Below are 22,139 nucleotides of genomic sequence, written 5' to 3' on the forward strand. Positions count from 1 at the left end.
TCAGCTCCGAGCTTTGCCTCCGGCTTCCTCCCCACCTCGCCTCGCGACGACGCAGTTGCCATTGGCTAGCGGTTCCGTTCAGCCGGCCCGCAAAGGACTTGCACCTCCAACATCAACGCCATGCCTGGCACACCAAAAAAGCGCGAAATCCTTAAGGATTCCACGCTTTGGATGAGTATGGCTCCCCGGGTAGGATTCGAACCTACGACCGATCGATTAACAGTCGATTGCTCTACCGCTGAGCTACCGAGGAACACGCCGCCGAAGCGGGAAGGCGGTCCCTTTGCCGCCGGTCGCGGGATTAATCAAGCCCTCAAACGATAAATTGTTCCATCGCGATGCGTTCGTCCAGGCCCTGGTCGGGATCGAACAGCAAGGTCAGCGGGCGGCTGCGGTCGGTCGTCACCAATACCGTCTTCACATCGCGGATTTCGCGTTGGTCGGCGACGGCGCTGACCGGGCGTTTTGCGGCCTCGCGGACGTTGAAGCGGATGCTCGTCGATTCGGGGACGAGCGCGCCGCGCCAGCGCCGCGGGCGGAAGGGGCTGATCGGGGTCAGTGCCAGCATCTCCGATTCGAGCGGCAGGATCGGACCGTTGGCGCTGAGGTTATAGGCGGTCGATCCCGCCGGGGTTGATACCAGTACGCCGTCGCAGGCGAGTTCCTCGAGCATCGTCTTCTCGTTGATCATCACCTCGAGCTTCGCGGCCTGGCGCGTTTCGCGGAGCAGCGAGATCTCGTTGATCGCGGGCAGGATATGGCGTTCGCCGCTGATCGTCGTGATATCGCCCGACAGGGGATGAATCAGAAAGGGCCGCGCCGCCGCGATGCGATCGAGCAGCCCCTCGACGCGGAACTCGTTCATCAGGAAGCCGATGGTGCCGCGATTCATCCCGAACACCGGCAGGCTGCGCCGCTGGTCGAGCAACTGATGCAGCATGTGGAGCAGGAAGCCGTCGCCGCCGAGCGCGATCAGCATGTCGGCCTCGGCGAGGTCGACGAAGTCGTAGAGCGGGCGCAGTTCGGCCTCGGCCTCCAGCCCCGCGGGCGCGTTCGACGCCACCAGTGCGATCTTGCGTTGCATTCGGTCCCCGTGCCCCCATTCCTGGGCGACGCGTCAGCCGCCCGTTGCACTCATATGACGCGCGACCGCCGGTCTGGACTTTCGTTCGATATGAAAGTCGTGCGCGCGGGGTTTGCCAGCCAATGCGGCATCAATCAAGCCGTCGACGTCGCCCCCGTCACGCAGCGCCGCGCGCAGGTCGACATGGTCGTCCTGACCGAGGCACATATAGATGCGCCCCTCGACGGTCAGGCGGATGCGGTTGCAGGTCGCGCAGAAATTGTCGCTGAGCGGCGTGATGAGGCCGAGGGTTACGGGGCTGCCCTCGACCGCGAAATAGCGCGCGGGACCGCCGGTGCGCTTGTCGACGGGGAAGATTTCGCGCTCGGCGCGCAGCGGGGCGATGAAGTGATGGAGCGGGATATAATGGTCGCTGCGGTCCTCGGCGACCTCGCCGAGCGGCATCGTCTCGATCAGCGTCAGGTCGAAGCCGTTCGCGCCGCAATAATCGAGTATCGGCAGCAACTGATCCTCGTTGAGCCCCGCGAGCGCGACCGTGTTGATCTTGACCGCGAGACCCGCGTTCCGCGCCGCGTCGATCCCGCGCAGCGCGACCGCGAGGTCGCCGACGCGGGTGATATGGCGAAAAGCCTCCGGATCGAGCGTGTCGAGGCTGACGTTGATCCGCCGCACCCTCGCCGCCGCCAGCATCGGCGCGTGCTCGGCGAGCCGCATCGCGTTGGTGGTCAGCGTCAGTTCGTCGAGCCCATGCCCGATCAGTGCGCCGAGCCGTGCCGCCAGCATGTCGATTCCGCGCCGCACCAGCGGTTCGCCGCCGGTCAGGCGGATGCGGCGGATGCCGCGCGCGACGAAACGCGCCGCGAGATCGCCCATTTCCTCGATGCTCAGCACCGCGGCGCGGGGCAGGAAGGTCATGTCCTCGGCCATGCAATAGCGGCAGCGCAGGTCGCAGCGATCGGTCACCGACAGCCGCAGATAATCGATCCGGCGGCCGTGGCCGTCGGTGAGCGGGGCAGGGAAAGGCGAAAGCGCGGCCATCGATGCGATTGTGATGCAAAAGGGAAGGGCTTGGCAAGAAAAGCCTGATAAGGGGGCGCGATGAATCGCGTACCCGACTCCGTGTCCGGCTGTGTCCGGATGCTCGAAGACCTGCATATCCGACACGAAACCGACGCCGGCGTCATGCTGGTGCAGGTCGACCAGATGGCGCGCATCAACAACAGCGCCGGGACCGCGGCGGGCGACGCCGTGCTCGACGAGATCGGGCGGCGGCTGGAAAATTTCGCCGGCGACGAGTTCGGGCACGGAAGCTGCGTCCAGCGCCTCGACGGGCCGCGCTTCCTGATCGTTCCGGCGGTGCCGCTGTCGCTCGGCGCTCTGCGCGCGCAGGAACGCGCGCTGCATGTTGCGCTCGCCGAGCCGATGGTCGGCGATCCCAAGGGCCGCCTCGCGATCCGCATCGCCGCGGCATTGATCGTTCGCGACGAGCCGATCGTCGATCAGCTCCGCACCGCCGGCGACCAGCTCGCGCGCCCCGCGTCGGCGCGCGACGGCGCGATGGTGACGTCGGCGCTGTCGCGCGGCGAGGTCGTGATCCATTATCAGCCGCAATATGACGTCGCGACCGGCGCGATGACCGGGGTCGAGGCGCTGCTGCGCTGGCGGCACCCTGAACTCGGGCTGCTGGGCGCGGGGCCGCTGGTCACCGCGGCGCGCGCCGCGCGGCTCGAGCGCGAGCTCACCGAACATGCGCATCATGTCGCGCTGGCCGAGATCGCGGCCTGGCCGCGCGCGCTCGCCAGGCTGCGCGTGTCGCTGAACATCACCGCCGCCGACCTTGGCGACCCCGAATTCGCCGATCGCTTCGCGGCGATGGCGAAAAAGGCGGGGGTCGATCCCGACCGGCTGACGCTCGAACTCACCGAACAGGCGATGCTCAGCGATCCGACCGGCGCGGCGGCGCAGCTTGCGCAGATCCGCGCGCTTGGCTCGGCGATCGCGATCGACGATTTCGGCACCGGCTATTCCAGCCTGTCGCTGCTCGCGCGGCTGCCGATCGACTATCTCAAGATCGACAGCGGTTTCACCCGCAGCCTCGACGGTAGCGACCGCGACCGCATCGTCGTGCGCGCGATCGTCGACCTCGCGCGCGCGCTCGGCCTGCTGGTCGTGGCCGAGGGGATCGAGAATGAGGCGCAGCTCGAAAGGCTGCGGGAGTTGGGGGTTGCGACCTGGCAGGGGTTCCTGAAATCCGGGCCGGTGCCGGGGGATGAGCTGCTGGCGTTGATGGAATAGGCTTCGTCTTAAGTCGCCTGCCGCGCCAGCTTCCCCAGTCCCTTCGACAATTGCAGCGCGCCGTTGAGCCGTGCCCCCGCGCTGCCCCAGTCGCCGCTCACCGACAGCCTGTTGTCGGGCCGGATGCGCGCGCGGCCCTTCAGCCGCTCGACATAGGCGATCAGGCCGGGGACGTTGGCGAACTGATCGCCATGGAAGCTGACCAGCGCGCCCTTGGTGCCGACGTCGAGCTTGGCGATGCCCGCGGCTTTGGCGTTCGCCTTGATCTCCATGAGCTGGATCAGGTTCGCGGTTTCGGGCGGCAGCGGGCCGAAGCGGTCGATCATTTCGGCCGCGAAGCCGTCGAGCCCGGCGCGGTCCTCGGCCTCGTTGAGGCGGCGATAGAGCGCCATGCGGAGCGGCAGGTCGGGGACATAATCCTCCGGGATCAGGATTGGCGCGTCGACGGTGATGACGGGCGACAAGGCTTCGCGCGGCGGCGCGGCGCCCATGCCCTCGGCCTTGGCGACGAGGATCGCCTCCTCCAGCATCGACTGATAGAGCTCGAAGCCGACTTCGCGGATATGGCCCGACTGCTCGTCGCCGACGAGGTTGCCCGCGCCGCGAATGTCGAGATCGTGGCTTGCGAGCTGGAATCCCGCGCCGAGCGTGTCGAGATCGCCGAGCAGCTTCAGCCGCTTTTCGGCGGTGTCGGTGATAGCGCCGCCCTCGGGCGTCGTCAGATAGGCATAGGCGCGTGTCTTCGACCGCCCGACGCGGCCGCGAAGCTGGTAAAGCTGCGCGAGGCCGAACCGGTCGGCGCGGTGGACGACCAGCGTGTTCGCGCTCGGAATGTCGAGGCCCGATTCGACGATCGTCGTCGAGACGAGCACGTCATATTTGCGGTCGTAGAAGGCGCCCATCCGCTCCTCGACCTCGCCCGGCGCCATCTGGCCGTGCGCGACGACATATTTGATCTCGGGCACCCGGGTGCGCAGGAATTCCTCGATGTCGGGCAAATCCTTGATGCGCGGGGTAACGAAGAAGCTCTGGCCGCCGCGGTCGTGCTCGCGGAGCAAGGCTTCGCGGATGACGACGGGATCCCAGGGCGCGACGTAAGTGCGGACCGCGAGGCGATCGACCGGCGGCGTCTGGATGACGCTGAGTTCGCGCAGCCCCGACATCGCCATCTGCAAGGTGCGCGGGATCGGGGTCGCGGTGAGGGTCAGGACATGGACGTCGGCCTTGAGCTGCTTCAGCCGCTCCTTGTGGACGACGCCGAAGCGCTGCTCCTCGTCGACGATGACGAGGCCGAGATTCTGGAACTCGACCGATTTGGCGATCACCGCGTGGGTGCCGACGACGATGTCGATCTGGCCGTTCGACAACCCGTCGCGTGTCTTCTGCGCTTCGGCGGCGGGGACGAGGCGTGACAGCCTGCCGATGTTGATCGGGAAGCCTTTGAAACGTTCGACGAAATTGGTGAAATGCTGGCGCGCGAGCAGGGTGGTCGGACAGACGAGCGCGACCTGCACCCCCGCCATGGCGGCGACGAAGGCGGCGCGCAAAGCGACCTCGGTCTTGCCGAAGCCGACGTCGCCGCAGACCAGCCGGTCCATCGGGCGCCCCGACGCCATGTCGGCGAGCACGTCGCCGATCGCGCGGTCCTGGTCGTCGGTTTCCTGATAGGGGAAGCGGTCGGCAAAGGCCGGATAGGCGGCGTCCTGCGCGAGCACTTCGCCGGGACGGAGCGCGCGCTGCGCGGCGGTGGCGAGCAGTTCGCCTGCGATTTCGCGGATGCGCTCCTTCATCCGCGCCTTGCGGCGCTGCCACGCCTCGCCGCCGAGCTTGTCGAGCGCGACCCCCTCGCTCTCGCCGCCATAGCGCGACAGGACGTCGAGATTCTCGACGGGGACGTAGAGCTTGTCGCCGCCGGCATAGGTGAGGGCGACGCAATCGTGCGGGCTGTCGCCGACCGGGATCGAGGTCAGCCCCTCATAGCGGCCGATGCCATGGTCGAGATGGACGACGAGATCGCCGACGCTGAGCGTCGCAAGTTCGGCGAGAAAGGCGTCGGCGCTCTTGCGGCGCTTGGCGCGGCGGACGAGGCGTTCGCCAAGGATGTCCTGTTCGGTGAGCAGGCTGATCGCGTCGCTGGCGAAGCCGTGGTCGAGCGGCAGGACGATGAGGGCGACGCTGACCCCCGATAAGCCCGCCTTCCTATCTCCGTTCGTGTCGAGCGAAGTCGAGACACCCATCGGGGCGGCGCTGCCCTGTGGGGTGTCTCGACTTCGCTCGACATGAACGGGAATAGGGGATGCGCTGGAACCCAGCGCCTCCTGCCACGTATCGACCTGCGCAAGGTCGGTTACGCCATGCTCTTTCAGCAACCCTGCCAATCGTTCGCGCGCGCCGCCCGAATAGCTGGCGATGATCGTCTTGCGGCCCTTGCGGCGCTCGTCCGAGAGATGGTCGGCGACCTTGTCATAGACGTTGAGGTCGGCGGTGCGCTCGGGCGTGAAATCGCGCGCGGCGAAGCTTTCGAGGTCGATGACCGTCGCCGATGGCGGGACGTCGAAGGGAGTGGCGATATGAATCGGGCGCCGCTCCGCCGCATCCCATTCGGCTTCGGTCAGATAAAGCGCTTCGGGTTTCAAGGGACGGTAGCTGCCCGCCTGCTCCTGCGCGGCGGCGACGCGGTTGGCGTGATAGTCGGCGATCGCCGCGAAGCGCGTTTCGGCGGTGGCGTCGGTGCGGTGCCCCCGTAGCACGGGCGTGGCGGGATCGATATGGTCGAATAAAGTCGCCAGCCGCTCCTCGAACAGCGGCAGCCAATGGTCCATCCCCGCCTGCCGCCGCCCTTCGCTGACCGCCTGATAGAGCGGATCGCCGGTCGCCTGCGCGCCGAAGATTTCGCGATAGGCGGAACGAAAGCGCTTGATCGTCGCCTCGTCGAGCAAAGTCTCGGCGGCGGGCAGCAGTTGCAGCGCCTTGGCGGGGCCGAGGCTGCGCTGGTCGGCGGGATCGAAGCGGCGAATGCTCTCGATCTCGTCGCCGAAGAAATCGACGCGAAGGCCGGTTTCCTCGCCCGCCGGGAACAGGTCGACGATGCCGCCGCGCACCGCGAACTCGCCCTGGTCGGCGACGGTGTCGACGCGGTTGAAGCCGTTCGAGACGAGCAGCTCGGCGAGCGCATCGCGGTCGATCCGCTGGCCGGGCGCGAGCGTCGTCGCAAGCTGGCGGATGCGGAAGGGGGTGAGCGTGCGCTGGGTGATCGCGGCGACGGTGGTCAGGATCAGCTCGCCGCGCTTTGGCGGCGCCTGTAATGCCGACAAGGTGGCGAGCCGGTCGGCGCTGACGCGCATCGACGGTCCCGCGCGGTCGTAGGGCAGGCAGTCCCACGCCGGGAAGCGATGCACGACAAGATCGGGCGCGAAGAAGGGCGCGGCGTCGGCGATCGCCTGCATCGCCGCATCGTCGGTCGCGACATAGAGCAGGCGTTTGTCGCTCGCCCGCGCTAGGTCCGCGAGCAGCAGCGGCAGGAAGCCGTCTGCCGCGCGCGCGAGCGTCAGCGGCGCCGAGGCCGACGCGATGGCGGCAAAGATGTCGGCGGCGCTTCGGGTCATGGCAGCGGGATATAGTCCAGTCGGCGCATCGCGGCGATCAGCGGCGGGTTGTCGAGATGTGCGGGCGGATGGCCGGTGCCGAGCGCCCACGCCATGATGTCGACGTCATCCTCCTCGACGACGGCTTCGTACCAGGCAAGTTCCGCCTCGCCCCATTGGGGCGAATAGCGGTCGAAAAAGCCGCCGATCATATAATCGGCCTCGCGCGTGCCGCGGTGCCAGGCGCGGAATTTGAGGCGTTTCAGGCGGTCGATCATCTGTTTCTCTTTCCCTTCTCCCTTGACGGGAGAAGGATACGAAGCCTTGCCGCTGTGCGGCTAGGCGAAGTTGGATGAGGGTGAGCGCTCGCATGGCGAGCGCGCGCTTGCTTTGCAAGCGCTACCCCTCACCCGCTGCGACTAACGAGCAAGCTCGTAAGTCTCGCCGCCCTCTCCCGCAAGGGGAGAGGGGAGGTGCAAGTTCGAATTTACCGCGCTAGACAGCAGCAACCGATGCGACCCGAAATCCTCAACCCGCTCTTTGCCGCGCTGACCGACCTCAAGGGCGTCGGGCCGCAGCTCGCCAAGCCGCTGACCCGGCTGGGGCTGGAGCGCGTCGTCGATGTGCTGTTCCATCTGCCCACCGGCCTCATCTCGCGCGTGCCCGTGGACCGGCTCGATCAGGCGCAGGCGGGGCAGACGATCATCGTCGAGCTGACCGCGCAGGATTACCGCCCCGGCCGTAGCCCCCGCGCGCCCTTCGGGGTCGAGGCGTTCGATCAGGCGGGTGACCATGTCCGGCTCGTCTATTTCGGGCGCACCTCCGGGCTCGCGCGCAAGCTGTTCCCGCTCGGTGAGAAACGCCGCGTATCGGGGCGGCTCGACCTCTATGGCGACATGCGTCAGATCGTCCATCCCGACCATGTCGCCGAGCCGGGCGACGAGGCGGGCATCGCGGTGCACGAGCCGGTCTATCCGCTGACCGAGGGCCTGACCAACGCGCGGCTGTCGCAGCTTGGACAGGTCGCGCTCGAACGGCGGCCCGATCTCGCCGAATGGATCGACGCGCCGTTGCTCGCCAGCCGGAGCTGGCCGGGGTGGCGCGAGGCGGTCGAGCGCGCGCACGCGAGCCCGCGCGACGAAGCGGCGCGCGACCGGCTGGCCTATGACGAGATTTTCGCGAGCCAGGTCGCGCTGATGCTGATCCGCGAAGGGCTGCGCGCGCGCAAGGGCCGGGCGATCGCCGGCGACGGGCGGCTGACCGACGCGCTGCAACTGCCGTTCGGGCTGACCGGCGCACAAGAGCGCGTGGGGCGCGAGATCGCGGGCGACATGGCGCAGGATCGGCCAATGCTGCGGATGCTGCAGGGCGACGTCGGATCGGGCAAGACGCTCGTCGCGCTGCGCGCGATGCTGACCGCGGTCGAGGCCGGGACGCAGACGGCGCTGCTCGCACCGACCGAAATCCTTGCGCGCCAGCATTATGCGACCTTGCAGCGGATGCTTGGCGGCTTGCCGGTCAATCTCGCGATTCTGACCGGGCGCGACAAGGGCAAGGCGCGCGAATCGACGCTGATGGGGCTTGCCGACGGCAGCATCGACATTCTCGTCGGCACCCATGCGATCTTTCAGCAGGCGGTGACCTACCGGGATTTGTCGCTCGTCGTCGTCGACGAACAGCATCGCTTCGGCGTCGCGCAGCGGCTGATGTTGACCGCCAAGGGACAGCGCCCGCCGCACCTGCTGGTGATGACCGCGACGCCGATCCCGCGCACGCTGCTGCTCGCCAATCATGGCGAGATGGACGTCTCGCGGCTCGACGAGATGCCGCCGGGGCGCACCCCGGTCGATACGCGCGTCGTCTCGGTCGAGCGGCTCGATGAAGTGGTGGCCTCGCTCGACCGCCATCTGGCGACCGGCGCGCAGGCTTACTGGGTGTGCCCGCTCGTCGCCGAGAGCGAGGGGAGCGACCTTGCGGCGGCCGAGGAGCGGGCGGCGCTGCTCCGCACCCGGCTCGGCGAGGATCGCGTCGGGCTCGTCCACGGCCGCATGAAAGGGCCCGACAAGGACGAGGTGATGGCGCGCTTTCAGGCGGGCGAGATCGGCGTCCTCGTCGCGACGACGGTGATCGAGGTCGGGGTCGATGTGCCTGCCGCCGGCCTGATGATCGTCGAACATGCCGAGAATTTCGGGCTCGCGCAGCTCCACCAATTGCGCGGTCGCGTCGGGCGCGGCGCGGCGAAATCGGTGTGCCTGCTGCTGCGTTCGCCGAATCTGTCCGAAACCGCGCGCGAGCGGCTGGCGCTGATGCGCGAGACGAACGACGGCTTTGTGATCGCCGAAAAGGACCTCGAACTGCGCGGCGGCGGCGAACTGCTTGGACTCAAGCAATCGGGCGACGCCGATTACCGCGTCGCGACGCCCGAGCAACTGGTGCGGCTGCTTCCTGTGGCCCACGACGATGCACGGCTGTTCGTCGAGCGCGACGGCGGCATGGATGGCGTGCGGGGCGAGGCGGTGCGCCTCTGCCTCTATCTGTTCGAGCGTGACGCGGCGGTGCCGCTGCTGCGGAGCGGTTAGTTCACGTCCCCGCGCGCACCCATCGCACGGATCATCGGCAGATAATCTTCGGCGGCGATCGATTTGTCGAACTGGACACCGGTCTTGCCGCCGAGCGACCAGATCACCTTCGCCGCGATGCGGCCGATGATCGGCATCCGGAAGACGACGAGGTCGCCGATCTCCAGCCCGCGTTCGTAGCGCATCAGCATGCCGTCGGCGCTGATGTTGACGCAGGTGCACATTTCCTGCCGCCCGTCGGGCAGCACGAAGGGCAAGCGGCAATAAACGTCGCTACGCGGCGCAATCCGCTGGTCGAGCCCGACATAATGGGCCTTGTTGGTATCGATCTTACGCATACGTCCCGGACCTTTGTCGTTTGCCATGGATCGTTCTACGCCATTGCTGAAGAATCGGTAAATGAACTTTGCCGCATCAGCGGGTCACGAGGCCGTGTTTCTTCGATCCCAGGCTGACCGGAACGTCGGCGTCCGCAGGCTGGATTCGATGCTGCGGATCGCGGACCACGACCCCGTCGACCTTGACCGCACCCTCGTCGAGCTTGCGCCGCGCTTCCTTGTTCGACGCCGCGAAGCCGAGCTCGCGCAAGGCGTCGACGATGGTGATGCCGTCCGCCGGCGCCGCGACGTGCGGCAGGTCGCCCCCGATCTGTCCCTTTTCAAAGGTTTGCGCGGCGGTGTCCGCGGCGGTCTTCGCGGCCTCGGCGCCGCGGCAGAGCGCGGTGGCTTCGTTGGCGAGGATCTTTTTCGCCTCGTTGATCTCGGCGCCCTCGAGCGCTTCCAGCCGCGCAATCTCGTCCATCGGCAGGTCGGTGAAGAGCTTCAGGAATTTGCCGACATCGCGGTCGTCGCAGTTGCGCCAATATTGCCAATAATCGAAATGGGGCAGCTGTCCCGAATTGAGCCACACGGCGCCCGCCGCGGTCTTGCCCATTTTGGCGCCCGCGGCGGTGGTGAGCAGCGGAGTCGTCAGCCCGTATAGCTCGGCCCCGTCCATCCGGCGTCCCAGTTCCATCCCGTTGACGATATTGCCCCACTGGTCCGACCCGCCCATCTGGAGCCGCACGCCGCGTTCCTTCGACAGATAGCGGAAGTCGTATCCCTGCAGGATCATGTAATTGAATTCGAGGAAGGTCATCGGCTGTTCGCGCTCGAGCCGCAGCTTGACCGAATCGAAGGTCAGCATGCGGTTGATCGTGAAATGGGTGCCGACTTCCTGGAGCAGTTCGATATAGCCGAGCTTGCCAAGCCAGTCCTGATTATCGACCATCACCGCGTCGGTCGGGCCGTCGCCGAAGGTCAGGAAGGGTTCGAAGATCGTGCGGATCGAGGCGATGTTCGCGGCGATCGTCTCGTCCGACAGCATCTTGCGGCTCTCGTCGCGGCCGGTCGGGTCGCCGATCCGCGTCGTGCCGCCACCCATCAGCACGACGGGTTTGTGCCCCGTCTGTTGCAGGCGGCGCAGCATCATGATCTGGACGAGGCTGCCGACGTGCAGGCTCGGCGCGGTCGCGTCGAAACCGATATATCCCGGGACGACCTGTTTCGCGGCGAGCGCATCGAGCCCTTCCGCATCGGTCATCTGATGGATATAGCCTCGCTCGTCGAGCAGGCGCAGCAGGTCGGATTTGTAATTGGTCATGGCGGGCGGGCGCTTAGCACGCGAAAGGCGCAAACCCAACCTGTTCATATCTTCATCATCGTCATCCCGGACTTGATCCGGGGTCCCGCTTACTCAAGAAGGACAGCGGGACCCCGGATCAAGTCCGGGGTGACGAAGAACCATGTTCTTCAACAGGCTCAGGACAAACGGAGAGAGTGAGTGTCCGACCCCGAAAGCAACTCACGCATTGCCCTCATCTGCCATCCCGACACGCCCGCAAAGGCGGTGCGGTCGATCGCGGTCGAGATCGGCCTGTCGTTCGACGACGGTTTCTCCCTCGGCTTCATCGTCGACGGTGCGATCGGTGCGGTCGTGCTGCCGCAGGGGGAGGGCGAACTCGTCATCGCCGACAGCGGAACCGACGGGCTTTGGCAGAGCACCTGCTTCGAGGCGTTCCTGACCGAGGAAGGCCAGCCCGACTATACCGAGTTCAACTATGCCCCCGACGGGCGCTGGGCCTGTTATCAGTTCGACGATTACCGTTCGCTGCTGCGCGCCGACCAGCTCGCACCGTGGCGGATGGAGGCCGAGCGGAGCGATGATGGCTATGCGCTGCGCATCGAGCCGGGGATTTTCCCCGACAAGGGCTCGAAGCTCGCGCTGTCGGCGGTGATCGAGGAAGTCGACGGCACCAAAAGCTATTGGGCGCTTTGCCATCCGCCCGGAAAGCCCGACTTTCATCATCCCGATTGCTTTAGGGTGACGCTTGGGGCACCCGACGCGGCATGACTGTTTCCTTCGGCATCGACCGCCTGCTCGCCGACCCTGCGCTTCGCGCGCCGCTGGAGGGAAAGCGCGTCGCGCTGCTCGCGCATCCCGCCTCGGTCACCGCCGACCTGACGCACAGCCTCGACGCGCTCGCCGCGGCGGGGATCGACATCACCGCGGTGTTCGGGCCGCAGCATGGCGTGCGCGGCGACCTTCAGGACAATATGATGGAGTCGCCCGACTTCACCGATCCGACCTATGGTATGCCGGTGTTCAGCCTTTATGGCGAGGTGCGGCGGCCGAGCGGCCAGTCGATGCACACGTTTGACGTGATGCTGGTCGATCTGCAGGATTTGGGTTGCCGCATCTACACTTATGTGACGACTCTGCTCTACATTCTCGAAGCTGCGGCGGCGCACGGCAAGGCGGTGTGGGTGCTCGACCGACCCAACCCGGCGGGGCGTCCCATCGAGGGCACGTTACTGCGCGAAGGCTGGGAGAGCTTCGTCGGTGCTGGGCCGATGGCGATGCGGCATGGGCTGACGATGGGCGAGATGGGGCATTGGTTCATCCGGCATTTCGGTCTCGACGTCGATTATCGCGTGATCGCGATGGAGGGGTGGGAGCCGGACGGTCCCGGCTTCGGCTGGCCTATGACACGCGTCTGGATCAACCCCAGCCCCAATGCGGCGAACGTCAACATGGCGCGCGCCTATGCCGGGACAGTGATGGTCGAGGGCGCGACGCTGAGCGAGGGGCGCGGCACGACCCGCCCGCTCGAACTGTTCGGCGCGCCCGACATCGATGCCAAGGCAGTGATCGCCGAAATGCAACGGCTCGCACCCGAATGGCTGGCGGGGTGCAAGCTGCGCGACATCTGGTTCCAGCCGACCTTTCACAAGCATGTCGGCCAGCTCAACAACGGCATCCATATCCATGCCGAGGGGCCGTGGTACGATCCTGCGGCCTTCCGTCCGTGGCGCGTGCAGGCGCTGGGGTTCAAGGCGATCCGCAGCCTCTATCCCGATTATCCGATCTGGCGCGGCAAGGATTTCAAATATGAATATACCGACGATGTGCTTGCGATCGACGTGATCAACGGCGGGCCGGACTTGCGTGAATGGGTTGATGACGCGGGCGCGGCGCCGGGCGACCTCGATGTGCTGGCGCTGCCAGACGAGGCGGCGTGGCGGGAAGAGATTGGGGATTTGCTGTTGTATCGATGAGGGGAACGGAAGGTGCGGAGGGGGATACGATGTCTTGCGGTGGTCGCTGGCGCGGCCCTCGCGTTTCCGATTGCGGGTTGCGCGGCCAAGGAGCCCGCTGCTTATGTGGAGCGTGAGGTCATCACGCTGCCTGTTCCAGGCGGGACCGATTGCGAAAGTCGACAGAAATCCGGTCGCTATATCGCCGATTTGCTTAGAAAAAGAGCGACGGAAGAAGCGCGCGACCCCAAATATCAGCCGCAGGTTGGTTCTTATGCTATATATCCCATCGACTCTTCGCGTCCATGGATCGTTATCGGTGCGGTGACGCCCCGCAAGGGCGTGTTCTACGCGAGGCCTTACGGCGACTATGCAACACTCGACGATTATAAACATGGCCGGATCGAACAGCGCAACGGCAAGGTCGACGTGTGCCGAATGGAAATCCAATGGGACCGGCTGCCAGGCGGGCCGGTCGCGCCGGGGATGATCTGGGTGGGCATGTCTATGTCGGGCGTCGATTGTCAGCCACCGCCGACTGAACAACTGACCATGCTGGACGAATGGAAGACTCGCAAGGCGAAACCCGATTATGTAGTCGAAGGGAAGGCGTCCGACGGCAAGGTAAACGTCACGCTGATCCGAGAAATTCGACCAAAATCGGCGGCTTATCGGCCCTTCGATGCCGTTGCTGCTTCGGCCAAGATTATGGAAGTCGGCGACAGCGTGACATGGGCGATCCCTTTGATCGACGATAGCCGAACCGCGTCGGCCGTCGCCACACGGCGCGGCCGGTTTCTTGTTTATTGGAGCGATGGGGCTTTTAGCGCCATGGAGTCCTCCAACCTGATGTGCGTTGCCGATGGTCTGTCATGGGCCGAGGTCGCGGCGGCCCCCTACGCATTCGGCACACCGGCCACCCAACGGATGTGTCGCGACTTGACGACACAATATAGTGATCGACGTAACGAAGAGATGAGGCGCAGATTCGAGAAGGAGCCGCCTGCCATCCAATCGATACCGATGACGCCCCGAAACTGACGGAGGGATGGCGCGATGCGGCGTAGGCATTTTCTCACCACAGCGACGCTCGGCGGACTGGCTGCGAGTTTGCCAGCATCGGTTCTTGCCGCCGACACGGCGGGCCTGCCCAACCTCGCTGCCAAGGCGGTGCCGATCGGGCGCGAGGAGCGCATGGCGCGGATTGCCAAGGCGAAGGAGTTGATGCGCGCGAACGATATCGGCGCGCTGCTGATCGAGCCGGGGTCGAGCCTCATCTATTTCACCGGGGTCGAATGGTGGCGGAGCGAGCGGCTGACCGCCGCGGTGCTGACGCGCGAGGGCGAGGTGGCGATCGTCACGCCCTTCTTCGAGGAGCCGTCGGTGCGCGAGACGCTGGGCGTGCCGGCCGACGTGCTGACGTGGAACGAGGATGAAAATCCGCTCGCGGCGGTCGCGGCATGGCTCGGCAAGCGCGGCCTTGCCAGGGGACGGATCGGGGTCGAGGAGACGGTGCGTTATTTCGCCGTCGACGGCCTGCAAAAGGCGATGCCGGGCGCGAGCGTCGTCAACGGTGCGCCGGTCGTGCGCGGGTGCCGGATGCACAAGTCGGCGGCAGAGATCGCGCTGATGCAGGTCGCGAACGACATCACCGTCGCCGCCTATCGCCACACCGCGCCGCGGATCGAGGCGGGGATGACGCCCGCCGACATCGGCGCGATCATGCGCGCCGCGACGGTGGCGCTGGGCGGTGCGAGCGAGTTCGAGCTGATCCTGCTCGGCGAGGCGAGCGCCTATCCGCATGGGTCGGGCAAGCCGCAGGCGGTGCGCGACGGCGAGGTCGTGCTGATGGACTGCGGCGCGGCGGTGCACGGCTATCAGTCGGATATTTCGCGAACCTTCGTTTACGGCAAGGCGACTGCGCGCCAGCGGCAGGTGTGGGACGAGATGCGCAAGGGGCAGGACGTCGCCTTCGCCGCGGCGAAGATCGGCACGCCGGCAGGGCAGGTCGACGACGCGGTGCGCGCATTCTATCAGAATCTCGGCTGGGGGCCGGGTTATCGGCTGCCCGGCACCTCGCACCGCACCGGGCACGGCATCGGCCTCGACGGGCACGAGCCGGTCAATCTGGTGCATGGCGAGACGGTGAAGCTGGCGCCGGGCATGTGCTTCTCGAACGAGCCGGGCATCTATATCCCCGGCGAGTTCGGCATTCGCATCGAGGATTGCTTCCACATGACCGAGCGCGGGCCGGAATGGTTCAGCGAGCCGCCGCCCTCGATCGATCAGCCGTTCGGGTAATTCCCCTCCCTTTCAGGGAGGGGAGAATAGGCATCGGGCGCCTTCGGCCGCTGCACCAGACTCACCAGCACGAAGCTGATGATCATCAGCAGATACCAGCTCCCCAATTTTTCCACGCCGACCATGTGCCAACCGTCCTTCTGGCTCGGATAGGTCCAAGCGCGGGCGAAGGTGCCGATATTCTCGGCGAACCAGATGAACAGCGCGACGAGGCCCCAGCCAAGGAGCAAGGGCATCCGGCGATGGACGTGGAGCGGGCGGAACCACACCTGGCAGCGCCAGAAGAGCAGCGCGGTCGCTGCGAACAGCAGCCAGCGGATGTCGGGCAGCCAATGGTGCGCGAAGAAATTGACATAGATGGCTGCGGCGAGGACGTAGCTCGTCCATAGCGGCGGGTAGCGTGTGTAGCGGAAATCGAAGATGCGCCAGACGCGTGCAATATAGCTGCCGACCGCAGCGTACATGAAGCCCGAGAAGAGCGGCACCGCGCCGATGTGGAGCAGGCTTCCTTCGGGATATTGCCACGATCCCGCCGCGGTCTTGAACAGCTCCATCACTGTGCCGACGATGTGGAAGATCAGGATGACGATCGCCTCCCTCGGCGTTTCGAGCCGGAAAGCGAGCATGGCGAGCTGGATCAAAACCGCGCCGATCGTAATCGCGTCGTAGCGGTGGATCGGCGCGTTCTCGGGCCAGAAAAGATGCGTGCCGAGCAGCAGCACCAGCATCAGTGCGCCGAACAGGCACGCCCAGCCCTGCTTGAAACCGAAGACGAGGAATTCGAGGAACCAGCCGCGCGGTCCCGGCTCGACCGCCATCGCTTCGAGGCGGGCGCGGACGGCGAGGAAGCGGCTGTGGCCGCGTGGCGCCTCAGACATGCACGGAGAAATAGGCGATCAGCGTTGCCGCGGGGAGCAGCAACGCCTGCGCGAGCACCGTGCCCGCGAGGCGGCTCAGCGAGATGAAGGTGATCGCGCGGCGGAAATCGCCCTCGTCGACTTTGCCCTCGACCGCATCGTCGGTCATCACCGACAGTTGCGGGTCGATGAAGGCGAACAGCAGGATCGTCGCGAAGCCATTGATCAGCGCCGATAATTGCGACGCGGTCACCCGGAACTCGGGGGCGAGATAGCCGGCGTAGAGCGACGCGACGACCCCGACCGCGAGCAGCGATTGCGCAAGGCAGTTGGCGATCAGCACGCCCCAGCCGATCCCTTGCGGCATATGCCATCCTTTGAGATGCGCGAGGCTGGGGAAACGAAGCGACTGGCGCAGGGTGCGCAGCCCGGCGGGGCTTGCGGCCTTCAGCGCGAGCTTCGTCGTCGAGCGATTGTCCTGATACCAGCCGATCGCGGCAGCGAACATGCGCTGGCCGGTGGGGACGAGCAGGATGCCGATCAGCGTCGCAATGCTCGCGGCGGCGAGCACGAACTGCATGTCGACGAACAGCGACGCACCCGATCCGTCGTGGATTCGCGTCTCGATCCGCTTGGCGAGGAACGGGCCGAGGAAGCTGTTCGAGGTGCGCGAGAAGAGCACGAGGATGTTGAACAGCGCAAAGGACATCGCGATTCGCCGCGTCCGCACCCCGGCGATGCGCGCCGCATAGGCGAGCGCGCCGATCAGGTTGATGAAGCCGGTGAGCAGGAGGATGGTGACGAGGGGAAGGTCGATCATGGGGGCCTAGCGGGATCTGAAAAAATCCGTTCGTGTCGAGCGAAGTCGAGACACCCCGAAGGCGTGCACCGCCAATGGGCATCTCGACTTCGCTCGATGCGAACGGGATTAGGGGATCAGCTTGAAATCGTCACGGCCTAAGTGGGGCCGACCATCGTCAATGCTTCCGCGTCAGCTCGCGCATCGCATTGTCGAGCCCGGCGAGGCTCAGCGGATACATGCGGTCGTTCATCAGCTGTTTGATCAGCTTCACCGACTGGGTGTAGCCCCAATGTGCCTCGGGTACCGGGTTGAGCCACACCGCGGCGGGATAGACGTGAGTGATCCGCTGGAGCCAGACCGCGCCCGATTCCTCGTTGAAATGCTCGACGCTGCCGCCCGGATGGGTGATCTCATAGGCGCTCATTGATGCGTCGCCGACGAAGATCACCTTGTAATCATGGCCATATTTGTGGAGGATGTCCCACATCTGGTGACGTTCGGACCAGCGGCGCTTATTGTCCTTCCACACCCCTTCATAGGGGCAATTGTGGAAATAGAAGAATTCCAGATTCTTGAACTCGCTCGTCGCGGCGCTGAACAATTCCTCACACAGCTTGATGAACGGGTCCATCGATCCGCCGACGTCGAGAAACAGCAGGAGTTTCACCGCGTTGCGCCGCTCGGGGCGCATGTGGATGTCGAGCCAGCCCTGCCGCGCGGAGCCGTCGATCGTGCCCGGAATGTCAAGCTCGTCGGCCGCGCCCTCGCGCGCGAACTTGCGCAGGCGGCGGAGCGCGATCTTGATGTTGCGGGTGCCGAGCTCCTTGGTGTTGTCGAGATTGGCGAACTCGCGCTTTTCCCAGACTTTCAGCGCACGCTTGTGCTTGCTCTCGCCGCCGATCCGCACCCCCTCGGGGTTATAGCCCGAATTGCCGTACGGACTGGTGCCGCCGGTGCCGACCCATTTGTTGCCGCCTTGGTGACGCTTCTGCTGTTCCTCGAGCCGCTTCTTCAGCGTCTCCATGATCTCGTCCCAGTCGCCGAGCGACTTGATCGCCTCCATCTCCTCGGGCGTCAGATATTTTTCGGCGACCGCCTTCAGCCATTCCTCGGGGACATCGACGGGGTTCTGGCCGTAATCGGTGAGCAGTCCCTTGAAGACCTTGTTGAACACCTGATCGAAGCGATCGAGCAGGCCCTCGTCCTTCACATAGACGGCGCGGGAGAGATAATAGAATTGTTCGGGACTGCGGTCGATGACCTCGCGGTCGAGCGCCTCCAGCAGCAGCAGATGCTCTTTCAGGCTGGCGGGAATGCCCGCGGCGCGAAGCTCGTCGAGGAAGCCGAAAAACATGGTGCAGGCCTATCGTGTTGCGGCGCGCGGTGCAATCACTTTACGTTTACGGAAAGGAGATGGGCAAGGAGGAGAATGATTTTGGGGGGGCGATGGGCTTTACGGCGACTAACAACTGATTGCGGTCGTTATTGCGTAGCAAGCACACACTTAATCGCTATGCTGCTTCATCGTTAAAGGAGCACCGATGGACTGGAATGAAGTAACAACATGGATGGGAGCGATCATCCTCATCGCTGCTATGCTCCTGTTTCCAAGGTGGTTCTCATTGCGCCACCGGGTTATAGTCGGCATCATACTATTCCCCCTAGGATGGGCCGGAATTTTCACCGGCATCGCTCTCGGTGATCAGGCTTTCATGCAGTCGGAAGTGGTGGCGTGGCTCTGGATGGGGATGAGCGCATTTGCGATTGTGCTTGCGATCACGCTCCTTGTTCCAGTGCTTTTTGACTGGCTGAGGAAACGACCTCGTCCCAAGCGACGACCAGGAAAATGGCCTACTGGTCACTGGAAGAGTTGAACGTCCGCTTCCCACCCCATAGCGGACTTTAAGCCTCGCAGGCCATGGGCCGCAATTGCCTCTGGACCGTTCCACGCCGCTCCGCCTATAGGCGACGCCGATATGTCGCCCCGCCGGATCATCCGTGGGGCAGGGGAAGGACAGGATATGAGCGTCACGACGGTTCCGCTGCGCCCGGTGAGCAAGGGCGGCCTCTGGCTGATGTGGATCGGCCTCATCGCGCTGCTCGTCGCGGGCACCGGTTTCGCCTGGTGCCAGACCGTCGTGCGCGAGTTCGAGGTGGTGAAGGCTGGCGAGGGCAAGAGCCCGACCGACGGCGACATCGTGCTCATCAAATATACCGGCCGCCTCGGCAACGGGACGATCTTCGACCAACAGGAGCAGGCGCCGATGCCCGTGACCGGCGTGGTTCCGGGCTTCAGCGAAGCGCTCAAGAAGATGCAGAAGGGCGGAAAGTACAAGATCGTCATTCCGCCGGAAAAGGGCTATGGCGCGGAAGCCAAGGGGCCGATCCCCGGGAACAGCACGCTCTATTTCGACGTCGAGCTGATCGATTTCAAATCCGAGGCCGAAGTTCGCGCGATGCAACAGATGATGCAGCAACAGCAGATGCAGCAGCAGGGCGCGCCCGGCGCTCCGACTCCGCAGCCGTAATTTGATCGTCGCCCCCCATCGCGGGGGCGACGGGCTTTAGGCTAAGGAAGCCGCCGCTTTCGCCTGCGCGCCGGCGTTGCGCTCGGCTTCGCGTTCGAGCGCGACCTTGATCATCGCGACGATCGGGTCGGCGAGGAACAGCCCCATGATGCCGAGCAGCGCGCCGAACAATATCTGCGCGCCGAGGACGAGCGCCGGGGCGAGGTCGACCGTCTGCTTCGCGACCATCGGGACGATCAGATAGCCGTCGACCGTCTGGACAATGAAATAGATGGCGATCGCCCAGAGGCCGGCGTCGGTTCCGGCCGAGAAGCCGACGAGCACCAGCAGCACGCCCGAAACGATCGCGCCGATATTGGGGATGAAGGCGAGCAGGCCGGTGAGCAGTCCCATCAGCGCCGCCATCGGAATGCCGACCGCAAGACAGGCGAGCCAAGTGCCGATCCCCTCGACGATCATGCCGAGCAGGCGTCCCGCCATCAGCCGGCGCAGCGTGAAGCCCATGCGCGCGGTGGTGATATAGAAATTCTCGCGGCTTTTCATCGGCAGCATCCACGCGACGCCGCGCTCATAGAGCCGCGGTTCGATCGCGATGAAGATGCCGAGCACGACGACCATGACGAGGCTGGTCAGCGCGCCGAGCACGGTGCCGACCGCGGCGGTGACGCGCCCGACGGTGCCCGCGATATTTTCCGTGATCGTCTTGGTGTCGAACTGGACGTCGCCCATGCCGTGCGCGCTCGCCCAGGCGGCGATGCGCTCGACCTGGCCCATGACGACCTTTTGCAAGGTCGCGGCCTGATCGGCGATCTGCGAGCCCGCGAACATCACTGTCCAGGCGAGGAAGGCGACGAGCGACAGGCAGACGATCAGCAGCCGCCAGCCGCGGCCGATCGGCAGGATGCGGCCGAGCAGGCGCGTGCCGCCGTCGAGGATCGCGGCGACGACGATCGCGGCGAAGATGAGCAGGATCGGCTGGATCAGCACGATGCAGACGCCGATGAACAGCGCGAGACCCAGCCAGACGCCGGCCTTCAAAAGCTCGGTGCGGACGAGCTGGCTGCGAATCTCGGTGGGGCCGGGGGCCTCCTTATGTTCGTCCCCATGCTCGTCGGCGCGCGGCGCAGAGGTGGCGGACGCCTTGGCGCGCGTCGCGCTCGTCTTCCTTGTCGTCGCCGCCATGCCGTCGCTCCTATTTCGCGTTTCCATCATGCGCGGGGCGCAAGTTGGTTCCGGCGCGGTCCGCGCGCAGCGCGCCGAACCAGCTCAGCGGATTATACCATTCAGCGGTGCCGTCGGTCGAAAAGCTGATGATTTCGGCGCGGCCCGCGATCGCATCGAACGGCACCGGGCCGCCGAGCCCCTTCTGGCTGACGGCGACGCGGCTGTCGGCGCTGCCGTCGCGGTTGTCGCCCATCAGGAACAGGTGACCGGCGGGCACCTTGATCGGTCCATAATCGTCGGTCATGTAACCGGGACCCATGTCGATCGTGTCGAAAGTCGCGCCGCCGGGCAGCGTTTCGCGCACGATCGGCAGTTCGAGCACTTGCCTGCCGCTCGCGTCGCGGGTCAGGAAGCGGCCGAGGCTGCTGTCGGTGCCGGGCATATTGGCATCGACCGGGATCGACAGCATCGGTTCGACCTCGCGCTTGATCGGCGTGCCGTTGATGATCAGCGCACCGCCGCGCAGCTCGATCGTGTCGCCGGGCAGGCCGATCACGCGCTTGATGTAATCGACGCGCGTCACCGGATGTTCGAGGACGACGATATCGCCGCGCTCGGGCAGCTTACCGAACCAGCGGCCGGGCGTTTTCGGCGCGAGGTGGAAGCTCGCCGAGGCATAGGACCAGCCATAGGGATATTTGCTGACGATCAGCCGGTCGCCGTTGCGCAGGATCGGCATCATCGAATCGGACGGGATGTAGAAGGGCTTGGCGACGCAGCTATGGATGCCGAGCACGAGAATCAGGATCACCACGATATCGCGGATCAGCTTGCCCCAGCCGCCGTCGTCCTTGTCCGCCTTGTTCTTCGCCATGCTCAGTCCTTGATTGCTTCGATGATGACGAAGGCCTGCGCCCAGGGATGGTCGTCGGTCAGCGTCAGGTGAATGTGGGCGCTATGTCCCGGAGGCATCATCTCCGCGAGCCGCGCCGCCGCGCCGCCTGTCAGCGCGAGTGTCGGCGCGCCCGAGGGGGCGTTGACGACGCCGATGTCCTTCATGAACACGCCGCGCTTGAAGCCGGTGCCGACCGCCTTGGAAAAAGCCTCCTTGGCGGCGAAGCGCTTGGCATAGGTGCCCGCGCGGGTGAAGGGCCGCCGCGCCGCCTTGGCGCGCTCGATGTCGGTGAAGACGCGCTTTTCGAAGCGTTCGCCGAAACGGTCGAGCGAAGCCTGGATGCGCTCGATATTGCAGAGGTCGGAGCCGAGGCCGATGATCAAAGCGATCCTCCCCGGCACGGGGAGGGGGACCGCCGAAGGCGGTGGAGGGGCAGGCGCGTCATCGCGCTGCCTCTCGGCGGCAAGCAAACCGC

20 protein-coding genes and 1 tRNA gene are annotated in these 22,139 nt (G+C 65.6%); 8 read left to right on the forward strand and 13 right to left on the reverse strand.

The window, feature by feature from the left end:
• Positions 1–178: 178 nt before the first annotated feature.
• The 3 genes from VHO04_RS13905 to moaA form a co-directional block, all read right to left on the reverse strand.
• Positions 179–253: transfer RNA gene (locus tag VHO04_RS13905), tRNA-Asn, on the reverse strand.
• Between the two features lie 60 nt (positions 254–313).
• Positions 314–1,084: an NAD kinase gene (locus VHO04_RS13910; RefSeq protein WP_257548529.1), complete on the reverse strand. Its 771-nt coding sequence runs from the start codon at positions 1,082–1,084 to the stop codon at positions 314–316.
• 33 nt (positions 1,085–1,117) lie between these two features.
• Complete coding sequence (gene moaA / locus VHO04_RS13915; protein WP_329628842.1) at positions 1,118–2,122, reverse strand: GTP 3',8-cyclase MoaA; 1,005 nt, start codon at positions 2,120–2,122, stop codon at positions 1,118–1,120.
• Positions 2,123–2,203: 81 nt separating this feature from the next.
• On the opposite strand from moaA, the gene VHO04_RS13920 reads away from it, so the two are divergent.
• Positions 2,204–3,379, forward strand: a complete 1,176-nt coding sequence (locus VHO04_RS13920) for a GGDEF domain-containing phosphodiesterase (protein ID WP_329628843.1) — start codon at positions 2,204–2,206, stop codon at positions 3,377–3,379.
• An 8-nt stretch (positions 3,380–3,387) separates the two neighbouring features.
• Here VHO04_RS13920 and mfd read toward each other — a convergent pair whose 3' ends face one another.
• Complete coding sequence (gene mfd, locus VHO04_RS13925) at positions 3,388–6,984, reverse strand: transcription-repair coupling factor (protein ID WP_329628844.1); 3,597 nt, start codon at positions 6,982–6,984, stop codon at positions 3,388–3,390.
• A complete protein-coding gene (locus VHO04_RS13930) occupies positions 6,981–7,241 on the reverse strand; it encodes a succinate dehydrogenase assembly factor 2 (RefSeq protein WP_329628845.1) in 261 nt (86 codons plus the stop codon). Before VHO04_RS13930 ends, mfd begins: the two co-directional genes overlap by 4 nt.
• A gap of 234 nt (positions 7,242–7,475) precedes the next feature.
• On the opposite strand from VHO04_RS13930, the gene recG reads away from it, so the two are divergent.
• Positions 7,476–9,542: an ATP-dependent DNA helicase RecG gene (gene recG / locus VHO04_RS13935; protein WP_329628846.1), complete on the forward strand. Its 2,067-nt coding sequence runs from the start codon at positions 7,476–7,478 to the stop codon at positions 9,540–9,542.
• On the opposite strand, the gene VHO04_RS13940 is transcribed toward recG, so the two are convergent.
• Both VHO04_RS13940 and tyrS read right to left on the reverse strand, forming a co-directional pair.
• Entirely contained in the window at positions 9,539–9,880 is a 342-nt protein-coding gene (locus tag VHO04_RS13940; RefSeq protein WP_329628847.1) for a PilZ domain-containing protein, read from the reverse strand. The genes recG and VHO04_RS13940 overlap by 4 nt on opposite strands.
• Positions 9,881–9,956: 76 nt before the next feature.
• Positions 9,957–11,183: a tyrosine--tRNA ligase gene (gene tyrS, locus VHO04_RS13945; RefSeq protein WP_329628848.1), complete on the reverse strand. Its 1,227-nt coding sequence runs from the start codon at positions 11,181–11,183 to the stop codon at positions 9,957–9,959.
• Between the two features lie 180 nt (positions 11,184–11,363).
• Here tyrS and VHO04_RS13950 point away from each other — a divergent pair, with 180 nt between their 5' ends.
• The 4 genes from VHO04_RS13950 to VHO04_RS13965 all read left to right on the forward strand — a co-directional run bounded on the left by VHO04_RS13950 (position 11,364) and on the right by VHO04_RS13965 (position 15,418).
• Entirely contained in the window at positions 11,364–11,933 is a 570-nt protein-coding gene (locus VHO04_RS13950; RefSeq protein ID WP_329628849.1) for a DOMON-like domain-containing protein, read from the forward strand.
• A complete protein-coding gene (locus VHO04_RS13955) occupies positions 11,930–13,138 on the forward strand; it encodes a DUF1343 domain-containing protein (RefSeq protein WP_329628850.1) in 1,209 nt (402 codons plus the stop codon). The genes VHO04_RS13950 and VHO04_RS13955 overlap by 4 nt, the downstream gene beginning before the upstream one ends.
• Positions 13,139–13,243: 105 nt before the next feature.
• Positions 13,244–14,158 (forward strand): hypothetical protein, encoded by a 915-nt coding sequence (locus VHO04_RS13960; RefSeq protein ID WP_329628851.1) that lies wholly within the window; start codon positions 13,244–13,246, stop codon positions 14,156–14,158.
• Between the two features lie 15 nt (positions 14,159–14,173).
• Positions 14,174–15,418 (forward strand): Xaa-Pro peptidase family protein, encoded by a 1,245-nt coding sequence (locus VHO04_RS13965; RefSeq protein WP_329628852.1) that lies wholly within the window; start codon positions 14,174–14,176, stop codon positions 15,416–15,418.
• Here the strand turns inward: VHO04_RS13965 and VHO04_RS13970 are convergent.
• The 3 genes from VHO04_RS13970 to VHO04_RS13980 form a co-directional block, all read right to left on the reverse strand.
• The gene (locus tag VHO04_RS13970; RefSeq protein WP_329628853.1) at positions 15,403–16,296 is read right to left on the reverse strand and encodes a DUF817 domain-containing protein; all 894 of its coding nucleotides are present in this window, start codon (positions 16,294–16,296) and stop codon (positions 15,403–15,405) included. The two genes, VHO04_RS13965 and VHO04_RS13970, sit on opposite strands and share 16 nt — an antisense overlap.
• Entirely contained in the window at positions 16,289–17,095 is an 807-nt protein-coding gene (locus tag VHO04_RS13975; protein WP_329628854.1) for a lipid II flippase Amj family protein, read from the reverse strand. The genes VHO04_RS13970 and VHO04_RS13975 overlap by 8 nt, the downstream gene beginning before the upstream one ends.
• Before the next feature lie 157 nt (positions 17,096–17,252).
• On the reverse strand, positions 17,253–18,431 hold the full coding sequence (locus VHO04_RS13980) for a vWA domain-containing protein (RefSeq protein ID WP_329628855.1): 1,179 nt from the start codon (positions 18,429–18,431) through the stop codon (positions 17,253–17,255).
• A 187-nt stretch (positions 18,432–18,618) separates the two neighbouring features.
• Between VHO04_RS13980 and VHO04_RS13985 the strand changes: the two genes are divergently transcribed.
• Positions 18,619–18,951, forward strand: a complete 333-nt coding sequence (locus tag VHO04_RS13985; RefSeq protein ID WP_329628856.1) for a hypothetical protein — start codon at positions 18,619–18,621, stop codon at positions 18,949–18,951.
• A 147-nt stretch (positions 18,952–19,098) separates the two neighbouring features.
• A complete protein-coding gene (locus tag VHO04_RS13990) occupies positions 19,099–19,605 on the forward strand; it encodes an FKBP-type peptidyl-prolyl cis-trans isomerase (RefSeq protein ID WP_329628857.1) in 507 nt (168 codons plus the stop codon).
• Between the two features lie 36 nt (positions 19,606–19,641).
• On the opposite strand, the gene VHO04_RS13995 is transcribed toward VHO04_RS13990, so the two are convergent.
• From VHO04_RS13995 to acpS, 3 genes are read right to left on the reverse strand one after another with little or no spacing between them, the layout of a single operon-like run.
• A complete protein-coding gene (locus VHO04_RS13995; RefSeq protein WP_329628858.1) occupies positions 19,642–20,787 on the reverse strand; it encodes an AI-2E family transporter in 1,146 nt (381 codons plus the stop codon).
• Positions 20,788–20,797: 10 nt separating this feature from the next.
• Positions 20,798–21,643 carry a signal peptidase I gene (gene lepB / locus VHO04_RS14000; RefSeq protein WP_329628859.1) on the reverse strand — a complete coding sequence of 282 codons (846 nt, stop codon included), beginning with the start codon at positions 21,641–21,643 and terminating at the stop codon, positions 20,798–20,800.
• 2 nt (positions 21,644–21,645) lie between these two features.
• The gene (acpS, locus tag VHO04_RS14005; protein ID WP_329628860.1) at positions 21,646–22,047 is read right to left on the reverse strand and encodes a holo-ACP synthase; all 402 of its coding nucleotides are present in this window, start codon (positions 22,045–22,047) and stop codon (positions 21,646–21,648) included.
• Positions 22,048–22,139 lie beyond the last annotated feature (92 nt).

It is taken from the genome of Sphingopyxis sp. (genome assembly GCF_036261875.1).
In the GTDB taxonomy this organism is placed as follows: domain Bacteria; phylum Pseudomonadota; class Alphaproteobacteria; order Sphingomonadales; family Sphingomonadaceae; genus Sphingopyxis.